Origin of the sequence: Acinetobacter sp. YWS30-1 (genome assembly GCF_033558715.1) — a bacterium.
GTDB lineage: Bacteria > Pseudomonadota > Gammaproteobacteria > Pseudomonadales > Moraxellaceae > Acinetobacter.
In genome coordinates, this window is the sequence record NZ_CP114606.1 from 3,016,688 (window position 1) to 3,039,360 (window position 22,673).

Below are 22,673 nucleotides of genomic sequence, written 5' to 3' on the forward strand. Positions count from 1 at the left end.
TTAACTCCCTGCCTGAATTTTCACACTACGGTTTTCACGGTCAATCGGATTGATTTTTTGCTGATCACGCAGAAGATGCACCCCACCAATCACCACATAGTCATTAGCCTTTAAACCACTGAGGACTGGCACAGAATCACGGCCATAAGCGCCGAGCTGAACCGGCACTTTACGAATGGTATGATCCGGCTTGACTATCATCACATAAGCCTGCTGATCGGTCGCTGAAACGCTGGATAAAGGAACGCTAAGGATATTGTCCTGACTGTTCTGAAAGAACACCCGGGCACTCTGGCCGAGCTGAATCTGGCTATTACCCTCGCGTAAAGCCACTTTCACCCGGAAGGTACGCGATTGATCTGCTGCAGGTGAAATCTCACGAACAAAGGCGGCGAATTTTTCATTCGGTTTGGACCATAAAGTGACCCAGGCCGGCTGACCGGTTTTAATTTCGGAAATCGCCTGTTCAGGAACCCCAATCACGACTTCACGCTCACCAGCTATCGCCAGTTCAAAGGCAGCCTGCCCTGCTGCAACGACCTGACCAATTTCGATATTACGTGCAGTAATTACCCCACTTTTATTAGCAATGAGCTGGTTATAAGCGGTCTGGTTTTTAGCCGTATCATAATTAGACTGGGCCTGTTTCAGATTTGACGCGGCTGCCTTATATTGGTTTTCAATCGCATCATATTGCGAACGGCTCACGGCATTGGTGGGTAACAGCTGCTTGAAACGCTGTAATTCATCCTGAGCAATTTTACTGGCCGATTCAGCACTTTCCAGCTGGGCACGTGCTGCATTTAATTGAAGTTGAGCATCTTTCACATCTAGGGTCGCCAAGACCTGCCCCACTTTTACCTGATCGCCCACATCGACAAAGCGCTGGGTGACCTGCCCGCCTACCCGGAATGCCAGTGCTGTTTGCTGACGTGCCTGGACATCACCGGCATAGCTTTTCAATTCCTGATGTGAAGTTTTCGGTGTGGTCACCATGACAAATGGAACTTCCTGTTCTGCTGCAGCGCTGTCCTTGCTACATCCTGAGAAAGCCATACTGCATAGGACGATCATGCCAGCCAGTGCGCTCTGTATCGTGCTCATTATTGTTCGCTCTTATCTAATCATCATTTTTAGGGCAAAATAGGTAGATATATAAATTGCTTATTTTTTAATTAATATACCATTCGGTACACTAATTAGGATTCTGCAGTTAAAACAATGACCATATTGATTTGTTTTGGATGAAATTGTGCAAATACCGGTTGGACGGCCCAAGGATCTGGAAAAACGCCAGCGTATTCTGAACGCAGCGAAACAGCTGTTTTTACAGCATGGTTATCATGGTTCCAGCATGAACCAGATTGCGCTGGAAGCCGGGGTGACCAAACTCACTGTCTATAATCATTTTCAGGATAAGGCCACGCTGTTTAGCTGTGCGGTTGAAGAAACCTGTGAGGCAATTCTGCAAGAATCTCCTAAAGTTCTGCAGCCTGATAGTGATTTTCAGCAGGAGCTGTATCAGATCTGTCTGCGCTCATTCAATATTGCCAATCTGCCGGAAGCTCTCAAACTGGACCTGCTCATCATGCAACTGGCCTATGAAAAAAATCCGTTGGCGGAACGTTTTTATACAGCCTCACATATCAAGCTGAATCAGGCCTGGCATGATTTCTTTGAGCAGGCGCAGCAACATCAATTTATCCAGACTGATGATCCGCAGCATCAGACCGAACTGATGGTGTCCTTACTGTTAGGTATGCGACATCACAAAGTCTTACTGGATTTAAGCCCGTTACCTGACATGCAGCAACGCCATCAGATCATTCAGCAGGCCATCGAGATCTTTATGCTGAAATATGCAATTTCCCGTTAAATTTCTTCTATCTGGCCTGATCCTTGCAACAGCGTAAGGACTAAAATTCATCCAATTATCAACAAATGATATTCAACTTTTGTCTGCAAAAGACTTGGATTGTCATGCAGTCGGGGTATAGTCAAAGGAAGAATCGGAGGGATATAAAAAATGGTTCAACAGATTGATGCACCTCTACGCGAAGACGTACGTTTACTGGGTAATTTGCTGGGAGAAACCCTGAAGTTACATGCGGGTCAAGATTTGTTTAATCAGGTCGAGCAAATTCGGGCCTTATCGAAAGGTGCTCGCGATGGACAGGTTGAAGCAGAAAAACAGCTGGAACAATTATTCCTGACTTTAGAAGATCATGAAATCCTGCCATTAACCCGTGCCTTCACCCATTTCTTAAACTTTGCCAATATTGCCGAACAGTACCATGTGGTACGTCGTCGCCGTCAAAGCGAATTTGAGGAAAGCACAGAATCTCCAAATCCTCTGGTTCCTTTATTTGAAAAATTCAAACAGCAAGAAATTTCTGCAGAAACCTTATATCAGCAAATCTGTGAATTAAAGATTGAACTGGTGCTGACCGCACATCCAACAGAAGTCAGCCGACGCACCCTGATCCAAAAATATGATGGCATCAATAATGCCCTGTCCAAATTTGACCAGCAGAAACTGACCCCGCGTGAACGTCAGGCAGTTTTGGCTGACTTAAAACAGCTCATCAGTTCTGCCTGGCAAACTGATGAAATCCGTCAACATCGCCCAACCCCGGTGGATGAAGCCAAATGGGGCTTTACGACAATCGAACAGACCCTCTGGAATGCGGTTCCTAAATTCATCCGTGAGCTGAACGGCATGGTTGAGGAACAATGTGGCCAGACTTTGCCGCTAGATGTTGCTCCGGTACGTTTCGCTTCCTGGATGGGTGGCGACCGGGATGGCAACCCGAATGTGACGCATAATGTGACTCAGGAAGTATTGTGGTTGTCACGCTGGAAAGCAGCTGATCTGTATCTGCGTGATATTGAAAACCTGCGCTGGGAACTTTCTATTCAGCAATGCAGTGATGAAATTACACAGGCGTTAGGCCATCAACATCCTGAACCGTACCGTGAATATTTACGCGATATCCGTGAACGTCTAAAAATTACCCGGGCTTGGCTGGCCGAAAAACTACATGGCAAAGATGCGGATAATAGCCGGGTGATTAAAAGTAAATATGAGTTATTAAAACCTTTACTGACCTGCTATCGCTCATTGATGGCGTGCAATCTGGCAGAACTTGCCAATAGCAGTCTGCTGGACCTGATTTACCGGGTCAACTGTTTCGGAATTGAACTCCTCAAACTGGATATTCGCCAGGAATCTGGTCGTCATCGTCAGGCCATTTCAGCCATTACTGAATATCTGGGTCTGGGTAATTTCGAAACCTGGACTGAACAGGCCCGTCAAAACTTCCTGTTGCAGGAACTGCAAAGTAAACGGCCTCTACTACCTAAACACCTGAATGAACCAGCGGGTAGCCTGATTGAACATCCGGATGTACGGGAAGTGTTTACCACCATGCGCACATTGGCCGAACAGCCAAGTGAGTCTCTGGGCGCCTATATTATTTCCATGGCCGAATATCCAAGTGATGTGTTGGCTGTCTTGCTGCTGCAAAAAGAAGCCGGGATTAAAAAGCCTTTACGGGTAGTACCTTTATTTGAAACCTTAAAAGATCTCGACGGCGCTGCTGACACCATGTCGACACTCTTTAATATGCATTGGTACAAGCAGCATATTCAGGGTAAGCATGAGGTCATGATTGGTTATTCGGATTCAGCCAAAGATGCCGGCTTTATGTCAGCCAACTGGGCACAGTACCGTGCGCAGGAAGAATTGACCGCAGTTGCTAAACAGCATGGTATACAGCTGACCCTGTTCCATGGTCGTGGCGGCTCGATCAGCCGCGGCGGTGCACCCACCCAACAAGCCTTGTTCTCGCAACCGCCGGGTTCGATTTCAGGGGCCATTCGGGTGACTGAACAAGGTGAGATGATTCGCTTTAAATTTGGTCTGGAAGAAATCGCGCTACAAAATCTGGAAATTTATACTGCAGCGACTCTGGAAGCGACTTTATTACCGCCACCCGAACCGAAATCTGAATGGCGTGATCTGATGCATAAGATGACCGATCTATCGGTACAGGTCTATCGTCAGACAGTACGTGAAAATCCGCATTTCGTGAAATACCTGCGTACCGTGACCCCAGAACTGGAATTACAAATGTTGCCGCTTGGTTCACGTCCGGCCAAACGTAAGGTCAGCGGCGGGATTGAATCCTTGCGTGCCATTCCCTGGGTTTTTGCCTGGACTCAAATTCGTTTGATGTTACCAGCCTGGCTGGGTACCGGTGCCGCATTAAATGAGGTACTGGATCAAGGGCAACGTACAATTCTGGATGAGATGCTAACCGAATGGCCTTATTTCCAGACCCTGATTGATATGCTGGAAATGGTACTCTCCAAAGCAGATAGTAATGTTGCGCTCTATTACGAATCACATCTGACTCAGGATGAAGACCTGAAAGAGCTCGGCACGGAACTGCGTCAACGCTTGCAGGATGCCATCCAGACCCTACTCACTTTAAAAGGTGAATCAAAACTGCTGAGCAGTAATGGCGTCTTGGACCAGTCCATGACCGTGCGTAAACCTTATCTGTTGCCGCTCCATTTACTGCAAGCCGAATTGATGAAACGTCGTCGGTTATATCTGGAACAGCAGCAGGCTGAACACACTCCGGTCGATCATGCCTTGATGGTCAGTATTGCCGGCATTGCCGCCGGTTTACGAAATACCGGTTGATTTTTTTCTCTTCCATTTAAAGCACATCTACACGATGTGCTTTTTTATTGATCAGTCAATAGCCAAAAAAAGCTTTATTTATATATCAAATTAAAATTACTTATAGATGTTGAATATGAATTGTCCGGGAATTAATCCACTGATTTAACTTTAGTTTTGATTTAAAAAACTTTTACCGCACGGTAAAATCTCAAATAAAGTCATAGAATTAATTTGAACAAAAATTTTGTTTCAGTGATTAAATCTTCTAAAAAACAAGAGTATGATGTGCACAATTTATCTTTTGAGTGCTCATTTTATGTCCAATTGGTTTCCCAAGTGGCGCCCTTATGAGGGTAGTATCGATGCACGACCAGTAGGTACCGCAGAGTATTTACCGCCTGCCCAGACCCTGATCTTGGGGGTACAACATGCCTTTGCCATGTTCGGTGCGACGGTACTGGCGCCATTTCTAATGGGTTTTGATCCCAATCTGGCCATTTTAATGTCGGGGATCTGTACCATCCTGTTCTTCCTGATCACGGGTGGTCGTGTACCAAGTTATCTGGGTTCAAGCTTTGCGTTCATTGGGGTAGTGATTGCGGCAACCGGTTATGCAGGTGCTGGCGGACTGAATCCCAATATTGGTGTCGCCGCTGGCGGGATTATTGCCTGTGGTGTGCTTTATGCCTTGATGGGTGTTCTGGTCATGGCAACGGGAACCCGCTGGATTGAAAAATTGATGCCGCCTGTCGTGACCGGTGCGGTGGTGATGATTATTGGTCTGAACCTGGCCCCTGTGACTGTGAAAAACGTCATGGGCAATACCTTTAATATGTGGATGTCACTGGTGACCGTGCTGTGTATGGGTTCCATTGCGGTGTTTACCACAGGTCTGGTACAGCGTTTATTGCTCTTGATCGGTTTATTGCTGGCTTACTTCATTTACTACATTTTAAGTAATGTAATGGGCTATGGGACTGCAATTGATTTTGCGCCCATTCAGCAAGCTGGCTGGTTTGGTGTTCCGAGCTTCCATGCACCTGTATTTGATACCAATGCCATGCTGATCATTGCGCCAATTGCCTTGATTCTGATTGCAGAAAACCTGGGACATATTAAAGCGGTGGGTGCCATGACCGGGGAAAATCTGGATCCGCATATTGGTAAAGCCTTTGTGGCAGACGGGATTGCTACTACTCTGGCAGGTGGTGTGGGCGCACCGGGTATGACCACCTATGGTGAGAACATCGGTGTGATGGCAGTTACCCGTGTCTATTCAACGATTATCTTTGCTGTTGCGGGTGTATTTGCGGTATTCCTCGGTTTATCACCGAAGTTTGGTGCGATTATTCATACCATTCCGACGGCGATTTTAACCGGTGCCTCTATTGTGGTCTTTGGTTTGATTACTATTGCCGGTGCGAAAATCTGGATCGAAAATAAAGTCGACTTTTCACAGAACAAAAACCTGATGGTGGCAGCAGTAACGATTATTCTGGGTACGGGTGACTTTGCCCTGACCTTCGGTAACTTTAACCTAGGTGGAATTGGTACAGCGACCTTTGCTGCACTGTTCCTGAACTGGTTCTTTAGCCTGGTCGATAAAAAATAATGTGAAGACTTAAATTTTCAAGCAGCCTCCGGGCTGCTTTTTTTATATCGCAAGAATTGTTTAAATAGGCCTGATCTTTTATATGAGCATCCTGCCGATGCGTCTGGATTTTTTTGATTTACGTCTTTTTCTCAATATAGTCGACACAGGTAGTCTGACCAAAGGTGCTGAACGCTCTGCTATTTCCTTACAGGCAGCCAGTGAGCGGATTAAAAAGCTGGAACAGCAATATCAGGTCAGTCTGTTCAGCCGCCATTCTGCTGGGGTAAAAATGACTTTTGCGGGACAGGTCTTTGCTGAACATGCCCAAGCCCTGTTGCAACAGGGACAACAGTTGTCTCAAGCCATGGCCGGCTTTAGTGAAGGACTCAATTCCAATATCAGCTTATGGTGTAACTCTTCAGCACAAAGTGAGTACCTTCCCCTATTATTGCCCCAGTATCTGGTGAATAATCCAAATATCCAGATCGACCTCAAAGAAGCAGAGAGCAATGACATCATTGCGGCTTTGGCGAGTGGTACTGCCAAGCTAGGACTTATTTCCAGCTTTTTTCCTGCACCACAATTACAGACTCTGGAATTTTCAGATGATCCTTTAGTGCTGATCTGCCCTGAACAGCATGATCTGGCAGCTAATCAGGCATTAACATTAGCAGACTGTCTGAGTTATCCCTTTGTTGGTCTGATGCAATATCACTCTTTGCAGCAGTCGATTGAAACCCAGGCTCGCTTGCTGAACTGTGAAATTCAATACCGCTTACGCTTACCAAATTTTGCCGCCATTGCCCAGGTTGTGGCCAATGGTGTAGGTATCGCGATCATGCCAAAACGTGCTGCACAACGTTTGTCGAAGCTCTATGCATTTCAGCAAATCCAGCTGACAGGAGATTGGGCCAACCGCAAGTTATTGTTAGCTGCAAAGAACTTTGATGAACTAAGCACGGCCTATCAGCACTTTAGCCAGTTCCTCATTTCTGCGGATGTACAAAAAATCCTGAATTAAATCCAGCCGAATTGATATAGCATCATATAGCTGCCTAAGGCGATCAGGCCGATAAAAAATACTGTCCGGAATTTCTGTTCAGGGATACGGGAACGGATTTTCTTGCCGAACCACATCCCGATCAAAGCTGGAATCAGTGCAATCGCCGACATGGCATAATCAATCGGCATATCTTCCACCGGGTTTCGGTGCAGAAAAACTGCCAAACACACCGTTGAGGTAGTAAATACCAACCCTAAGGCCTGAACCAGATCATCACGTTTTAAATGCAGGGTTTGCAAATAAGGCACCACTGGAATTACCACTACCCCAGTTGCCACGGTCAAGGCCCCCCCGAGATATCCCATAATCGGAGAAAGCCACTTTTCATGCGGGCTTAAATCTGGCATCCGTTTTGCCAGTAAACCATATAGGCCATATAGAGCAAGCATCCCGCCCAATAAAGCTTCACTATAAAATTCAGAATGACCTAAAGTCGGGAAAATACTCCAGACTGAACCCACGATAATGCCTGCTAGCAACAGCCAGAAACGGCGAATCAGTTTCAGTACATGACCTTCGGCAAAAAGTTGCCAGAAATTGGTCAGCATCGAAGGTACTATCAGTAAAGTTGCTGCCTGAAATGGACTCATAAATATGGTCAGCAAACCCATGGACACCGCAGGCAAACCTAATCCAATGGTGCCTTTAATCAGACCAGCCGAAGCAAAAATAACAATAACAAAAGCAGTCATCTGATGACCCTAAATTGATTTAAGCCCATGCTATAGAAATCACGAATAGAGTAAAATCAGGGTTTTAAGAAGGAAGCCTCAAGTAAATATTGAGGCTTTAGATGGATGTGCTGAAACTCATCAGATTCATCAGCAAAAATCGGATTTAAAAGTCGTTTAAGGACGGAACTCTTTCAGTTCACGCTGAATGAAATACTGGAACATTTCCCGGTACAAATGCTCAATGAAGGCCTGATCCACGCCCTGCTGTTGTGCCAAGGCTTTGACATTTTCCACAATCTGCTCCATACGCTCCGGTGATTGCAGATCAGTTTCAGTTTTTTTAAAACGGGTGGTTTGATCAACATAAAATTGACGCGCAGCGATCAGCTCAACTAAAGCTGTATCAATGGCATCGATCTGTTGACGTGCATGTTGTAATGATTCAGCTTTGATTTTTTCCATGTTTATTCAGTCACTTTCAGTTTAGTTATCACTCTTATACTTTTCTTCTAACACATTACTGAAAATACTTTCAATCATCCAGACACGATATAAGCTATTAAATGTATAACTTTGCCCATCAATACGCAGTTCCAGCACCGGTAAATTCGGCTGGGACTTCATTTCACATAAGGTGTCATTATCCTGCAACTTGGCCAGAACGTCTTCCTGGGTCAGTTCAGTAATATTCAGTTCCTGCTGCATACGCTTGAAATGCGCTGCATAAGACAGATCATAACCACGAGTCCAGACCGCTTCCAGAATCTGGTACATGGCTTCAATCCGCCGCTCTTCCGGACAGCTATAAAACAATTGCGCCATCGGCATCACGGCCTGCTCGGTTGGTCGGCAGAATGGGGTAAATTTGACTTCAGTCCGCTTGGATAAGCGTGTCGCCAGACTCCAGTCAAACCAGTCCCGTCCCTGATAAGACAGCGGATAGACATTCAACTGGATATTATAAAAATCAGCCAGCTCTTCCTTAATATAGGCCAGCAACAACCAGGAAATCGGATCTTCCAGAGCGATATACAAATCCAATTCAGGATCCATGGACTGGATTTCATTCAGCTCTTCGGCATCACTGATCAGATGCTCGCGCCATTCAATATGATTGATCAGGAAAATCGGGTTGCCGGTCAGTAATCTCTGCTGTTTCAGGCGACGGGTCAGACGTAACAGATCATCTACCGCCTGATACTGGCGTCCGCCAAACTGGAAATAACTGGCCAGAATCGGACTATGCTCAAAAATTCGTTCCGGAAAATTCTGCGGCGAATGATGACGGCTGGCCATCGCATATAAAGTGCGTAATTTTCCGTTCTGTTTTTGCCAGAGCATATGAAAGACATCTTCCAGCAAATACAGAAAATCCTGTCCGCGTAACGGTGTATTTCTCAGGATAGTTTCTGCCTGCTTTAAGGCTTCAGCTGTCGGTAATTCTGGGGTCTCATGAAAGCTGAAACGATGCTGTTTAGATAAAATTTTGGCATCATTCAGGCAATAGTGCTGCCATTCATCAAAAGACATCTGATTAGGCGGCTCAGCCCGCTGATCTGAAATGATGACTTTGAGTGGCTTCAGTTCCGGACTGAGAATTTCTTCCAGTTGCGGTAACTGTTGTACCGCCAGATAACTATAAACATCATCCAGTCTTAAATGGATGCTCAAGCCATCTTCAATAGATAACACCGTTTGACGAACTGGTTTCTGGTAAAACCAACTCGATCGGATTGGATCAAACCAACGGCGTAGCAGGGACATGAGAGGTGCCTCGAAAAGATTTTGTCATGCCAGCCCTTGCCAGCAGGATCGTTTTATTCAACATCCTATTATGAGGATGTTTATGACCTGATATAAGTCTTGTGCAAAACTTATATCAAGTCAGCAACAAATGTTCAATGTTTTCTAGGACTTTAGATTTCAAGATTTAGGTCAGTCACGGCCCCGGTCTCCGCCCCAGAGGTCAGTTTGGCGAATTTCGCCAGTGCCCCGTGAGTGTAATTCGGTTTCGGTTTCACCCAGGCCGCCTGACGTGCAGCAAGCTCTTCATCCGAAATATGCCAGGTCATTTCACGGGTTTCCGCATTAATGGAAATTTCATCGCCATTTTGCACCAGACCAATCGGGCCACCCTCATAGGCTTCCGGTGTGACATGACCAATCACAAAACCATGACTTCCGCCTGAGAAACGGCCATCAGTAATCAGTGCGACTGAATCCCCCAGACCTTTACCAATAATAGCAGAAGTCGGTTTTAGCATTTCCGGCATGCCCGGTCCACCTTTAGGACCTACACCGCGAATCACGACTACCTCACCTGGCTGAACTTCGCCATCCAGAATCCCGCGCATCGCACCCTGTTCGCCTTCAAACACGCGGGCCGGTCCTTTGAAATATAGACCTTCTTTACCGGTAATTTTGGCCACAGCCCCATTCGGTGACAGGTTGCCTTTCATAATGATCAGATGCGAGTCTTTTTTCACAGGTTGGTCGAATGGCAAAATAATCTGCTGGTCTTCAGGATAATCTTCTACATCTGCCAGGTTTTCTGCCAGTGTTTTTCCGGTCACAGTCAGGCAGGAACCATCTAGCATGCCAGCATCCAGCATGCGTTTCATCAATGGCTGGATCCCACCAATGGCAATCAGTTCCGACATTAGATATTTACCGGATGGACGGACATCGGCGACTACAGGAATTTCTTTACCAATTCGTACAAAGTCATCTAGGCTCAGCTCAACACCCGCTGTATGCGCCATGGCTAACAGATGCAGCACTCCATTGGTTGATCCACCCAATGCAATCAATACTTTAATTGAATTTTCAAAAGCCGCTTTGGTCATGATGTCACGTGGCTTGATATCCAGACGCAGTAGATTCATCACTGCTTCACCAGCACGGGCACAGTCAATCTGCTTGTCTTCAGACACCGCTTCCTGTGCGGATGAGCCTGGCAGGCTCATGCCGAGAGCTTCAATCGCAGAGGCCATAGAATTGGCGGTATACATCCCCCCACAAGAACCCGGCCCTGGCAAAGACACTTCTTCAATATGTTTCACCTGAATCGCATTAATTTCGCCTTTGGCATGCTGACCCACCGCTTCAAATACCGAAATCATGTCGGTATGCCCTTCACCCGGCTTGATGGTGCCACCATAAATAAACAGACCTGGACGGTTTAAACGTGCCAAGCCCATGATGCAGCCCGGCATGTTTTTGTCACAACCGCCAATGGCAATCACGCCATCATAGGCCTGACAACCGACCACCGCTTCAATCGAATCGGCAATAATTTCACGCGACAGCAAGGAGTATTTCATCCCCTCAGTTCCGTTGGAGATCCCGTCGGAAATAGTGATGGTATTGAAGATAATGCCCTTACCACCAGCAGCATTCACGCCCTGCTCGACTGTACGTGCCAGGCCATCAATATGCATATTGCAAGGGGTCACATTGGCCCAGGTCGACGCGATCCCGATAAACGGACGAGTAAAGTCTTCATCCTGAAAACCGGTGGCACGCATCATGGATCGGGCCGGTGCATTTTCGATGCCTTCATAGACGGGAGCAGAATGTTCTCGGATATTGTCTTTACTCATTTTAATCGTCCTGGATGTAATTCTTGTGAAGCTTAAAAGCTGTCTAGGTTTTATTCGATTGTATAGAAAGCGATCTTTAGATAAAAGTAAGACTCTGTGTATCTGATTCGGTTATTTGAGGCAGTGCAATTATTAAAAATAAAAAAGCACCCCATCTGGAGTGCTTTTTTGCGCTATAAAATTTACAGCTTAGATTTCACGTACCGCTCCTTTTGCAGCACTTGTGGTATGCATGGCATAAGCTTTCAAAGCTTTAGAAATCTTACGTGGACGGTCTTCTACTGGATACCAGCCTTTTTCATCTTGAGCAGCACGACGAGCGGCCATAGTCGCATCATCCACAGCTAGGTGAATGGTACGGTTTGGAATATCGATTTCGATACGGTCGCCATCTTCAACCAGACCAATAGCACCACCTTCAGCCGCTTCCGGAGAAACGTGACCAATCGACAGACCTGAAGAACCACCAGAGAAACGGCCGTCAGTCAGAAGTGCGCACTCTTTACCAAGACCTTTAGATTTCAGGTAGCTGGTTGGGTACAGCATTTCCTGCATACCAGGGCCACCACGTGGACCTTCGTAACGAATCACAACTACATCACCTGCTGTGATTTTACCACCCAGAATCGCGTCTACCGCAGAATCCTGGCTTTCAAATACACGTGCAGTACCGTTAAATTTCAGGATTGATTCATCTACACCGGCAGTTTTGACGATACAGCCATCAAGTGCGATGTTGCCATAAAGTACAGCCAGACCACCGTCTTTAGAGAAAGCATGTTCTGCATTACGGATCACACCATTTTCACGGTCGCCGTCCAGACGTGAGTAGTAACGATCTTGTGAGAATGCAGTTTGAGTCGGTACACCGCCTGGTGCTGATTTAAAGAATTTATATACTTCTTCATCTTCAGTACGGATGATGTCCCACTTGTCCAAAGCATCTTTGAGGGTTGCTTCGTGAACCGTACCGACAGAGGTATCTAACAGGCCTGCACGATCCAGCTCGCCGAGGATCGACATGATCCCGCCGGCACGATGCACGTCTTCCATGTGCACGTCATTTTTCGCAGGAGCCACTTTACATAGTACTGGTACTTTACGAGACAGACGGTCAATGTCATCCATAGTGAAGTCCACACCCGCTTCGTTTGCAGCAGCTAATAAGTGCAGAACAGTATTGGTTGAACCACCCATTGCGATATCCAAAGTCATGGCATTTTCATACGAAGCTTTAGTCACCATTGAACGTGGTAATACGCTATAATCGTCTTGTTCATAATGACGTTTTGCCAGTTCAACAATGAGAGAACCAGCGCGTTCGAACAGTTTTTTACGGTTCGCATGAGTTGCCAAAGTTGAACCGTTACCTGGAAGTGATAGACCCAATGCTTCAGTCAAACAGTTCATTGAGTTCGCAGTGAACATGCCTGAACATGAACCACAGGTTGGGCATGCAGAACGTTCGTATTCCGCAACTTCTTCATCAGTATAGTTATCATCTGCAGCGACGATCATCGCATCGATCAGGTCGATCGCTTTGTCATTACCACGGATTTTTACTTTACCGGCTTCCATCGGACCGCCAGACACGAAGACCACTGGAATGTTCAGACGCATTGCTGCCATCAACATCCCCGGAGTGATCTTGTCACAGTTCGAGATACACACCATGGCATCGGCACAGTGTGCGCTGACCATATATTCTACCGAGTCAGCAATCAGGTCGCGTGAAGGCAGTGAATACAACATACCGTCATGACCCATCGCAATGCCGTCATCAACAGCAATGGTATTGAATTCTTTTGCTACACCGCCTGCCTGTTCAATCTGACGTGCCACGAGCTGGCCTAGATCTTTAAGGTGAACATGACCCGGTACAAACTGGGTGAATGAGTTCACCACTGCAATAATCGGTTTACCGAAGTCTTCATCCTTCATCCCAGTTGCGCGCCATAAGCCACGCGCACCCGCCATGTTTCTTCCGTGTGTCGATGTTTTTGAACGATAGTCAGGCATTTTATATTTCCAACAAAGTTTGAGCTTGAAATGAACCGAAAAAGGTTCACTCTGGCTAGATCATACTGACAATGAGCTTAAATCAGTCGAATGTTAGACCTATCATACTACAAGCCATTGTTTTACAAGATGACCTATTCGTTGTAGATGCAGACAAAAATGTCTATAGAGAGGTCTCGGTGAGCTGACAATAAAAATCTCTTAATAAAGCTACTATACCGCCATCATGGATCGGACAATACAAAACTTTCATGAATAATTTTTAGAATTTGCATGAGTTTTTTTTATATAAAATTTAATTAAAAGTAGGAATCTATAATCGCTGTAACAGTTAAGTGCATTGTAGATTAGGCGGCCATTTGGCTTTTAGCTTATAATAGCTGCCAAGTTTATTTGGAATTTCATGTGTGAAAATCATATTTGCAGGCACACCAGAATTTGCAGCAACTGCATTGGCTGCGCTTCTCAAAACCGATCATGAAATTGTGGCGGTCTATACTCAGCCGGACCGTAAAGCCGGTCGTGGTCAGAAACTTACCGCTTCTGCTGTGAAACAGCTGGCGCTTGAACATGACATTCCGGTATATCAGCCACTTCATTTCAAGTCTTCAACTGAAGAAGGTCTTGCTGCTCAGGCTGAGTTAAAAGCGTTGAATGCTGATGTGATGGTTGTAGCTGCCTATGGTCTGATTTTGCCGCAAGTGGTTCTGGATACGCCTAAATATGGTTGCCTGAATATTCATGGTTCACTGCTGCCACGCTGGCGTGGTGCTGCGCCGATCCAACGTGCAATTGCAACAGGTGATCACGAAACTGGCGTGACCATCATGAAAATGGCTGCCGGGCTGGATACTGGTGACATGATGTATAAAACCTTATGTCCAATTACTGCAGAAGATACCTCAGCCAGCCTGCATGATAAACTAGCTGCTCAAGGTGCTGAAGCAATTGTAGCGGTACTGGAATCTGAAGAAAAATTACAACAGTATTTAGCTGCCCGGGAAGTGCAGGACGAAGAACTTACCGTCTATGCTCATAAGCTGTCTAAGGCAGAAGCCCGAATTGACTGGAGCTGTACTGCCTCTAATATTGACCGTAATATCCGTGCCTTTAATCCTTGGCCAGTCGCTTTTATTCCTCTGGATGAAAATAACAACCTGCGGGTTTGGGGTTCGGTACTTTCAGAAAAAAATGCACACTGTCATGTCGCTGGCACGATTCTAGCGATTGATAAACAGGGTGTACATGTGGCCTGTGGTGATGAAAAAGCAGTGTGTCTCACTTCACTACAATGGCCGGGCGGCAAACCGCTCAATCCGGTACAAATTAACCAGACCCAAAAATTACATGTAGGACAATTATTGGCATGAGTCATTCTGAATCAGGCACATCTCACCTTAACTTGCGTGCCCAAGTGATTCGTACCTTACTTGCTGTACAGCAAGGACAATCTCTGGCCAGTATCTTGCCGCTGCATTTAAAGAAAGTGGCCGACCGTGACCGTGCCCTGTTCCATGAACTGGTTTTGGGTACTTTGCGTCAATGGTATGCGCTTAAAAGCATTACCTTGCCTCTGCTGGTGAAGCCTTTAAATAATGATACGGTCGAAACTTGTCTCTATGTCGGTTTATACCAGTTACTGGAAACCCGGATTGCACCACATGCTGCCATTTCTGAAACCGTGACTGCAGTAAAGCAACTTGGTTATCAGGCTTTAAGTGGTGTAGTCAATGCCATCCTGCGCCGTGTTTCACGTGAAACATCGGAATTTCAAGCAGCATTGGATCAAGCTCATGGTTTGCCAAGCTGGCTCTTTAAACGCCTGAAAAAAGACTGGCCAGAACAGCTTACTGAACTGAGTCATGAGTTAAAGCAGATTGCTCCACTGACCTTGCGCGTAAATGAACGTCAGGTTAGCCGTGAAGACTATCAGGAAATTCTGGAAGAGCACGAAATTCCTGCCCATGCCTGTGCTGTTTCCAAAGTCGGGATTATTCTTGATGCCAATGTGCAAGTGCCTGATTTACCCGGCTTTGATGTCGGCGGTTTTTCGGTACAGGATGAACATGCCCAGCTCTGCGCTACCTTGTTGCCAAATCTGGATGACAAGTATGTTATTGATGCCTGTGCAGCACCGGGTGGTAAAACGGCGCATATCCTAGAAAAATATCAGCCGCGTAAACTAATTGCGCTTGATCAGGATGCCAAGCGTTTAACACGTGTCACTGAGAATCTTGAACGTCTGTTACTTGAAGGCGAACACGTTGAAATTAAAGCCGCAAATGCCATCACCTGGCAGGCACCGGAACAGCCGGACTGTATCGTACTGGATGCGCCATGTTCAGCTATCGGTGTAATGCGTCGCCATCCCGATATTCGTCTGTTACGTCATTCAACTGATATTACCCAGACAGTAGAGCTGCAAAAGCAGATTCTGGAAAATATGTGGCAGCAACTGAAAGTCGGCGGTACCCTGCTCTATATCACCTGTTCAATTCTTAAAGCGGAAAATGAACAGCAGATGGTCGAATTCTTTAGCAAGCATGCAGATGCTAAGGAAATCAAAATTGAAGCCGATTGGGGAATTGAACAGATCCATGGTCGTCAGCTACTCCCTAAAACCGGTCAAGGCGATGGCTTCTTCTATTGCCGGATTGAAAAAACTGCTTAAATGATATTGCTAAAAGAGAAGGTAGCTTGGGCTGCCTTTTTTATTGTTTTGACTCGAGATTACTATTGTACAAATTTAAAAATCACTAGACTGGTCGCCAGTGCAGCCATACCGCTGACTAGACCATACACGGTTTCATGACCTTTGGAAAAACGTTTCGCAGTCGGTAATAATTCATCTAGTGCCAGATAAACCATCACTCCACCGATAATCCCAAACACCATGCCATAAATAGTATGGCTCATATACGGCGCCAGAATGAAATAGCCCAATGCTGCTCCCAGAGGTTCAGCAAGGCCTGAAACTAGACTGGCCACAAGTGCATAATCTTTACGGCCTGTTGCACCATAAACCGGTAATGCAATCGCAACACCTTCAGGGATATTATGAATCGCAATGGCGACCGCTAGAGGTGCACCCAGTGCAGGGCTTTCCAATGTCGCAAAAAAAGTGGCCAATCCTTCTGGCAGGTTATGCGCACTAATCGCAAATAAAGTCAGCAGGCCGGTTCTTAGCAATTGCGGCTGACTCAGATCCTGTTTCGCTTGTGCCTCAATGGTTTCATGCGGATTAGGAACGAATCGATCCAGCAATAAAACCAGTACCACACCCAATAAAAAGGCAAAGGTGCCATAAGCAAAACCAGATTTTTCATCAAAGGCCAGGCTAAATGAACTGATCGATTTGTTTAAAATTTCTGTGAGCGAGACATAGATCATTGCTCCGGCAGCAAAGGCCAGTCCAAAGGCTAAAACCCGATAATTCGGTTTTTTCAAGAACAGCACTAATCCCCCACCCACCAGGGTAGCCAGACCTGCCAAAAATGTCACTGCAAAAGCAGTATAGACTTGTGCATCGGTAACGGGAGCAATTCCCATAAGTCTGCCCATTAAAAAAGTCATTATCAGCAAAGATGATAATGACTTTCATTTACAGCAACAATGTGTTTATGTGAAGATTTTTAGTCTTCTGGTTCTTCTGGATTTTTTGCCAGATGCATAACAGCCAGTGCCAGACCACCCCATAATAAAACCATGGAGAAAATCATCATAATCAATGCAGATGTATTCATATTCGTTCTCCTAACTATGACGATCTTTAACTAGACTGAACAGAATGGCACCCAGAATAAAGAATGCAATCGTGCCCCCACCAATCATCCATAGCGTACTTGCAGGATAATCACCATAACCTTCTGCCATGATTGATTTTAAGGTTAAACCCAATGCCGATAATAAAGATAAGGGCGTGATCACAGTCAGCATGAATTTCCAGCTGCCACCCAGTTTCAGACTGGCAAACTCGTTCACATGTGTTTCCAGCTGTTTCATCAATGGACGACGGAACCAGGACAATAAAATAATCGAGAACAGACCACCACCCACAATACCAATGTTGTTAGCGAAGTAGTCAATGATGTCGACAAAGGTAATGGCACTATGCGTTGAGAACATCAAGGTGGATACAACTGCTGAACCACCCGCAATGATGGTCACTGACTTATTCTTCGACCAGCCAAGTTTGTCCTGGAATGCCGCAATTGGCACCTGCAGGATACTCACCATGGAGGTAATACCTGCCACTGTTAATGAACCGAAGAACAGGAAGCCGAACAGGTCACCACCTGCACCTAAACTGGAAATAATTTTCGGGAAGGCAATAAAGGCCAGACCGATACCACCAGAGACCACATCTTCAACCTTCGCACCTGAACTGAACGCCATAAAACCAAGTGCTGCAAAAACCCCAATACCTGCTAGGATTTCAAACGACGAGTTAGCCAATGCCACCACGACACCTGAACCGGTCAGGTTAGTTTTACGTTTCAGGTAAGAGGCATAGGTCAACATAATCCCGAAACCTACTGAAAGTGAGAAGAAGATGTGACCGAAAGCAGCCAGCCAGACTTTATAATTGGTCATGGCTTCCCAGTTTGGGGTAAAGAAGGCATTTAAGCCATCGACTGCACCCGGTAAACGTACTGCCTGAATCACCAGGATTGTGAATAAAATCACCAGCAAAGGCATAAAGATTTTATTCGCCAGTTCCACCCCACGGCGTACCCCACCGTAGAGAATCAGCATCACGGCTGCCCAAACGATCACCAGACCAAAGAACAGTACAGGGACGAAACCGAAGGTTAGGCCCTCACCATTTTGCAGGTAGCTATTGAAGAAAAAGGCTTGTGTATCTGTGCCCCACTGCTGTCCAAAAGAATAAATCATATAGCTGCCGGCCCAAGACAGGACACTGGCATAATAAATCCCGATGATCAGAGTCACCATGACCTGCCACCAACCCAGAGATTCTGCATTCATGAGTTTTTTGTAGGCCATTGGTGGTGCTTTGCGGAACTTATGTCCGACTGCATAATCTAAAAATAATAAAGGTAAACCTGCTGCAAAAATCGCAATCAGATACGGAATCAGGAATGCCCCGCCACCGTTTTCATAGGCAACGTATGGAAAACGCCAAATATTCCCCAAACCAACGGCAGAGCCAATGGCTGCAATAATAAATCCTGATCGTGCCGACCAATTCTCTCGAGTATCTGTCATAGAACACCTAAACTTTAAACTTCATTCAATACTGCTTGTTATGGTTATGTCGCGAGCACTAAAGAAGCATTTCAATTATTTCGGGTGTTTGAATTAGAGTTATACCTTTTGGGCATCGAATTCTAATATACAAACAGGTCAGCTAGCCGGACAGCTTGCTTAAAGCCTGAGCAGAAAGCCGACCTTGTAGATGGTTCAACAATACTGACTTTTTCAAATTTTTTCTGTAATTTCTGCTTAAAACATTCTTTTTTTATAATCTATTCTTATCAAATGCTCAATAATTCTACGCTGATCCCTTGATTTTATTGGTTATATGTATATAAACTTTTTGGAATATATTGTTTTTAAGTTTTACTACAGTTTTCAAGCTATTTTTCGCTCTTAATTCATCAAGTATTAAATAGAGATTGAAAAAGTGTTTTTAAATCTTCTTCGTTCATTTTCTTCTGAATAAAAACAGAGCTGTGTCTTAGTTTATTCAGCTTATCTTTTCTATCTAGCCTGCTACCTTTTTAAGCAATAAAAAGCAAAATTCCACAACCGACCTGCCTTATGCCGATTGTGGAATAGTACTGATTGATTCGGTCAGCTTAACATTTGATGACAAGCATACGTTCTTCCTGCATGTCACGAATCGCAGACTGAATGCCTTCACGGCCCAGACCGGAATCCTTGACACCGCCATAAGGCATATTATCAACACGGAATGATGGAATATCATTGATAATCACACCGCCGACATGCAGATGATCCCAGGCATACATCATCTTCTGCAGATTCTGGGTATAGATGCCGGCTTGCAGACCAAAGCGACTGCTATTAATACAGGCAATTCCTGATTCAAAATCGCTATAAGCCTCAATAATAGCGACCGGACCGAAAACTTCATTACGATAAATTTCCAGTTGATGATCTACCTTTTCCAACAGGATCGGTTCAAACATCGCACCCTTCACTTCACCACCAGTCAGTACATTGGCACCTTGCGCTACGGCATCTTCCATCCAGCGATGCAAACGTTTAGCTTCAGCTTCCTTGATCATTGGCCCTAGCAAAGTTGTTTCCAGATCGGGATCACCGGCTTTCAGATGTTGTAGTTTCTGAACCAGCTTGTCTTTCAGTTCTTCAAAAATATCCTGATGCACCAGAATACGTTGCACACTGATACACACCTGCCCTGCATGACCATAAGCGCCACCAATCAGACGGTCAATCAGCTGTTCACTGAGTTCAGTATCTGGCTCAATCATCACTGCGGCATTGCCACCGAGTTCCAGAGTAACTTTTTTGCGGCCGGCACGGGCTTTCATATCCCAGCCCACGACATCGGAACCGGTAAAGCTTAGCAATTTAAAACGGTCATCTGTAACCAGTACATCTGCAAGATCGCGTGGACACGGCAGAACTGAAAAAGCATTCTTCGGTAAATCAGTTTCTGCCAGAATCTCGGCAATTTTTAAGGCTGAAACTGGAGTCAGACTCGCCGGTTTCAACACGAATGGACAACCTGCAGCAATTGCCGGCGCAATTTTATGTGCAGTCAGATTTAATGGAAAGTTAAACGGACTAATCAGGGAAACAGCGCCAATCGGTACCTGTTTCACCATGCCCTGATAACCGGAAGCTGCGGCGGTGACTGCCAGAGGCAAAATACGCCCCTGATCCATTTGGGTGACCGCATCTGCCGCAATCTGGAAAGTATTGATCAGACGTTCTACTTCTGCGCCAGCTGCTTTACGTGGCTTGCCACCTTCCGCAATCAGGATTTCAGTCAGTTCTTCACGGATTTCATTAAACCGCTTCACACAATGCAGCAGAATTTTTTGTTTCTGGAAAGGTTCCAACGCTGCCATTTCTGCTTCTGCCTCAGTCGCAGACTGAATCGCCTTTTCTAAAGTTTCAGCATCTGCCAGCGCGACACGTGCATAAAGCTCCTGACTATATTTATGTTTGACCTCCAGCCATTCACCCGTTTGTACCGGCTGTCCTGCCACATATAATGGATAGTCTTGATGATGTTGTGCTGCTGTCGATCCCATTATTCTGCCCTTCACATTAGCATATACATTTTAGAAATTACCTATATCATGCACCTACTGATTACGTTTAAGAAGATGTATTTAGGTAACAAAATCGCTCAATTTAAAGAAAGCGTAAGGAAAATTAGAAATGCGTACACAATTATTCACTGCATTATTACTAGGATTAGGGCTGAGCAGCATAGGCCATGCGGATGTGATTGGTCTTAAAGCAGATGCCAGCTACTGGAATTTTGACGGTTATAGCCAGTCTGCCAATGCCAGCAAACAGGACCTGGATCGCCAAGGCACGGCACAACTCTCTGTCGCATTTGAACATCCAGCACCACTACTGCCAAATGCCAAAATCAAATATGTGAATCTGGACAGCAATAGCGAACAAAGCACCCCGCTGAATGCTGCCGATATCGAACTTAATAATATCGACTATATTCTGTATTACGAACTGCTGGATACCATTGTGCATGCTGATATCGGTGCTGGTCTGACCAATCTGGATGGTACAGTCAGAAATCTGAATGCAGGTGCCCTGACTCAGTACGATCTAGATGAATACAGTCCATTACTCTATGCTACAGCTGGGGTAAAACTGCCATTTACTGGCATGAGTGCTAAAGCTGAAGCGGTTTACAGTCATGGTAGCGATATTAAAAAGACTGATGTTCAGGCTGAACTGCAATATGACTTTATTGATAACCTGCTGGTCGATGTAGGGGCTAAAGTCGGCTATCGCATCATGAATATTGATGCCGAACAAAATAATGCGCCAGATTTGGAACTGGAATTTAAAGGTCCTTATATCGGCTTAGATATACACTTCTAAATAATATAATGACTTATGAAAATTAGTCTTCACCCTGTAAGCCCAGACGTACAAAGATAGATGTCATCGACGTCTATGCCAGTTTTTAGGTTCAGACTATTCTATAAACATACAAAGCAGGAAGCTCAAATACCTAAAAACAAGAAGAATAAAGCAGTGCACCAGGACGTGAGGTACGACAGGAGTTATACCTAGACACGAGATACGAAAAAAGCCCCAACAGGATGTTGGGGCTTTTTTTATCTATAAATTCTTAGCATTGTTTAACAGTTCCGAGCTAAAAATCCAACATTGTAAGAATCACTTTGTTGTTAATCTGAAAATCCTCACATTTTTTGGGAACAGCAATCATGGTAAAAAAGGTCCTCTTTATTACTTCAAACCAAGGCGTTGAACATGATGAACTGGTCGAGCCTTTAAATTTTCTAAAATCCAAAGGATTTGAAGTGATTCATGCGGCAGAAAAAAATGAGGAGGTGGCAACAGTAAAAGGCGATACTAAAGCTGCTACCTCATATACGCCTGATACCAGTTTTGATCATGTCACACTGGATGATTATGATCTCTTGGTTGTTCCTGGTGGCACTGTGAATGCAGATACGCTAAGAATCAATGAATCTGCCCAGAAAATCGTGCAGCATTTTGCTGACCAGCACAAACCGATTGCCGCAATCTGTCATGGGCCATGGGTTCTGATTGATGCACAGCGAATTAAGGATAAAAACCTGACCTCGTATAAGAGCATCAAACTGGATCTGGAAAATGCCGGTGGTAAATGGGTCGATGAACAGGTTCATCGCTGCAATACCGGTGACTGGGTTCTGATTACTTCACGTAATCCGGATGATATTCCTGCTTTCAATGACGCCATCTTAAAAGAACTGGAAGGCGATGCTGCCTAAGTTCAAACCATAAAAAGCCTCCAGATGGAGGC

At 45.4% G+C, this 22,673-nt stretch carries 18 protein-coding genes; 8 read left to right on the top strand and 10 right to left on the bottom strand.

From position 1 onward, the window contains the following. Positions 1 to 1,104 carry an efflux RND transporter periplasmic adaptor subunit gene (locus O4M77_RS14345; protein ID WP_323713635.1) on the bottom strand — a complete coding sequence of 368 codons (1,104 nt, stop codon included), beginning with the start codon at positions 1,102 to 1,104 and terminating at the stop codon, positions 1 to 3. 148 nt (positions 1,105 to 1,252) lie between these two features. On the opposite strand from O4M77_RS14345, the gene O4M77_RS14350 reads away from it, so the two are divergent. The 4 genes from O4M77_RS14350 to O4M77_RS14365 all read left to right on the top strand — a co-directional run bounded on the left by O4M77_RS14350 (position 1,253) and on the right by O4M77_RS14365 (position 7,308). Next, complete coding sequence (locus tag O4M77_RS14350; protein ID WP_180012127.1) at positions 1,253 to 1,876, top strand: TetR/AcrR family transcriptional regulator; 624 nt, start codon at positions 1,253 to 1,255, stop codon at positions 1,874 to 1,876. A gap of 150 nt (positions 1,877 to 2,026) precedes the next feature. Then, positions 2,027 to 4,711 carry a phosphoenolpyruvate carboxylase gene (ppc, locus tag O4M77_RS14355; protein ID WP_323713636.1) on the top strand — a complete coding sequence of 895 codons (2,685 nt, stop codon included), beginning with the start codon at positions 2,027 to 2,029 and terminating at the stop codon, positions 4,709 to 4,711. Positions 4,712 to 5,009: 298 nt separating this feature from the next. Next, a complete protein-coding gene (locus tag O4M77_RS14360; protein WP_180025639.1) occupies positions 5,010 to 6,305 on the top strand; it encodes a solute carrier family 23 protein in 1,296 nt (431 codons plus the stop codon). A gap of 97 nt (positions 6,306 to 6,402) precedes the next feature. Then, positions 6,403 to 7,308: a LysR family transcriptional regulator gene (locus O4M77_RS14365; protein WP_302700641.1), complete on the top strand. Its 906-nt coding sequence runs from the start codon at positions 6,403 to 6,405 to the stop codon at positions 7,306 to 7,308. On the opposite strand, the gene O4M77_RS14370 is transcribed toward O4M77_RS14365, so the two are convergent. The 5 genes from O4M77_RS14370 to ilvD (O4M77_RS14390) all read right to left on the bottom strand — a co-directional run bounded on the left by O4M77_RS14370 (position 7,305) and on the right by ilvD (O4M77_RS14390) (position 13,645). Continuing rightward, the gene (locus O4M77_RS14370; RefSeq protein WP_323713637.1) at positions 7,305 to 8,042 is read right to left on the bottom strand and encodes a sulfite exporter TauE/SafE family protein; all 738 of its coding nucleotides are present in this window, start codon (positions 8,040 to 8,042) and stop codon (positions 7,305 to 7,307) included. The two genes, O4M77_RS14365 and O4M77_RS14370, sit on opposite strands and share 4 nt — an antisense overlap. Positions 8,043 to 8,198: 156 nt before the next feature. Next, positions 8,199 to 8,486 carry a chorismate mutase gene (locus tag O4M77_RS14375; protein ID WP_004780403.1) on the bottom strand — a complete coding sequence of 96 codons (288 nt, stop codon included), beginning with the start codon at positions 8,484 to 8,486 and terminating at the stop codon, positions 8,199 to 8,201. A gap of 21 nt (positions 8,487 to 8,507) precedes the next feature. After that, positions 8,508 to 9,788 (bottom strand): hypothetical protein, encoded by a 1,281-nt coding sequence (locus tag O4M77_RS14380; protein ID WP_323713638.1) that lies wholly within the window; start codon positions 9,786 to 9,788, stop codon positions 8,508 to 8,510. A 152-nt stretch (positions 9,789 to 9,940) separates the two neighbouring features. Further along, positions 9,941 to 11,626, bottom strand: coding sequence for a dihydroxy-acid dehydratase (gene ilvD, locus O4M77_RS14385; RefSeq protein ID WP_166137416.1), 1,686 nt, complete (start codon positions 11,624 to 11,626; stop codon positions 9,941 to 9,943). A gap of 189 nt (positions 11,627 to 11,815) precedes the next feature. Then, positions 11,816 to 13,645, bottom strand: coding sequence for a dihydroxy-acid dehydratase (gene ilvD, locus O4M77_RS14390; protein ID WP_323713639.1), 1,830 nt, complete (start codon positions 13,643 to 13,645; stop codon positions 11,816 to 11,818). Between the two features lie 407 nt (positions 13,646 to 14,052). Here ilvD (O4M77_RS14390) and fmt point away from each other — a divergent pair, with 407 nt between their 5' ends. Together fmt and rsmB are read left to right on the top strand one after the other, a co-directional pair. Beyond that, the gene (fmt, locus tag O4M77_RS14395; RefSeq protein ID WP_166137418.1) at positions 14,053 to 15,015 is read left to right on the top strand and encodes a methionyl-tRNA formyltransferase; all 963 of its coding nucleotides are present in this window, start codon (positions 14,053 to 14,055) and stop codon (positions 15,013 to 15,015) included. Then, complete coding sequence (gene rsmB / locus O4M77_RS14400) at positions 15,012 to 16,316, top strand: 16S rRNA (cytosine(967)-C(5))-methyltransferase RsmB (protein ID WP_323713640.1); 1,305 nt, start codon at positions 15,012 to 15,014, stop codon at positions 16,314 to 16,316. The genes fmt and rsmB overlap by 4 nt, the downstream gene beginning before the upstream one ends. 62 nt (positions 16,317 to 16,378) lie before the next feature. Here rsmB and zupT read toward each other — a convergent pair whose 3' ends face one another. From zupT to O4M77_RS14420, 4 genes are all read right to left on the bottom strand, one after another. Then, on the bottom strand, positions 16,379 to 17,194 hold the full coding sequence (zupT, locus tag O4M77_RS14405) for a zinc transporter ZupT (RefSeq protein ID WP_323713641.1): 816 nt from the start codon (positions 17,192 to 17,194) through the stop codon (positions 16,379 to 16,381). Between the two features lie 83 nt (positions 17,195 to 17,277). Continuing rightward, positions 17,278 to 17,388: a methionine/alanine import family NSS transporter small subunit gene (locus O4M77_RS14410; protein WP_004780392.1), complete on the bottom strand. Its 111-nt coding sequence runs from the start codon at positions 17,386 to 17,388 to the stop codon at positions 17,278 to 17,280. 10 nt (positions 17,389 to 17,398) lie between these two features. Continuing rightward, a complete protein-coding gene (locus O4M77_RS14415) occupies positions 17,399 to 18,874 on the bottom strand; it encodes a sodium-dependent transporter (RefSeq protein WP_125279821.1) in 1,476 nt (491 codons plus the stop codon). Between the two features lie 593 nt (positions 18,875 to 19,467). Continuing rightward, positions 19,468 to 20,916 (bottom strand): aldehyde dehydrogenase family protein, encoded by a 1,449-nt coding sequence (locus O4M77_RS14420; RefSeq protein ID WP_166137426.1) that lies wholly within the window; start codon positions 20,914 to 20,916, stop codon positions 19,468 to 19,470. Between the two features lie 130 nt (positions 20,917 to 21,046). Between O4M77_RS14420 and O4M77_RS14425 the strand changes: the two genes are divergently transcribed. Further along, the gene (locus O4M77_RS14425) at positions 21,047 to 21,739 is read left to right on the top strand and encodes a TIGR04219 family outer membrane beta-barrel protein (RefSeq protein WP_323713642.1); all 693 of its coding nucleotides are present in this window, start codon (positions 21,047 to 21,049) and stop codon (positions 21,737 to 21,739) included. Between the two features lie 350 nt (positions 21,740 to 22,089). Next, positions 22,090 to 22,641 carry a type 1 glutamine amidotransferase domain-containing protein gene (locus O4M77_RS14430; protein WP_179992893.1) on the top strand — a complete coding sequence of 184 codons (552 nt, stop codon included), beginning with the start codon at positions 22,090 to 22,092 and terminating at the stop codon, positions 22,639 to 22,641. The last annotated feature ends 32 nt before the right edge of the window (positions 22,642 to 22,673 follow it).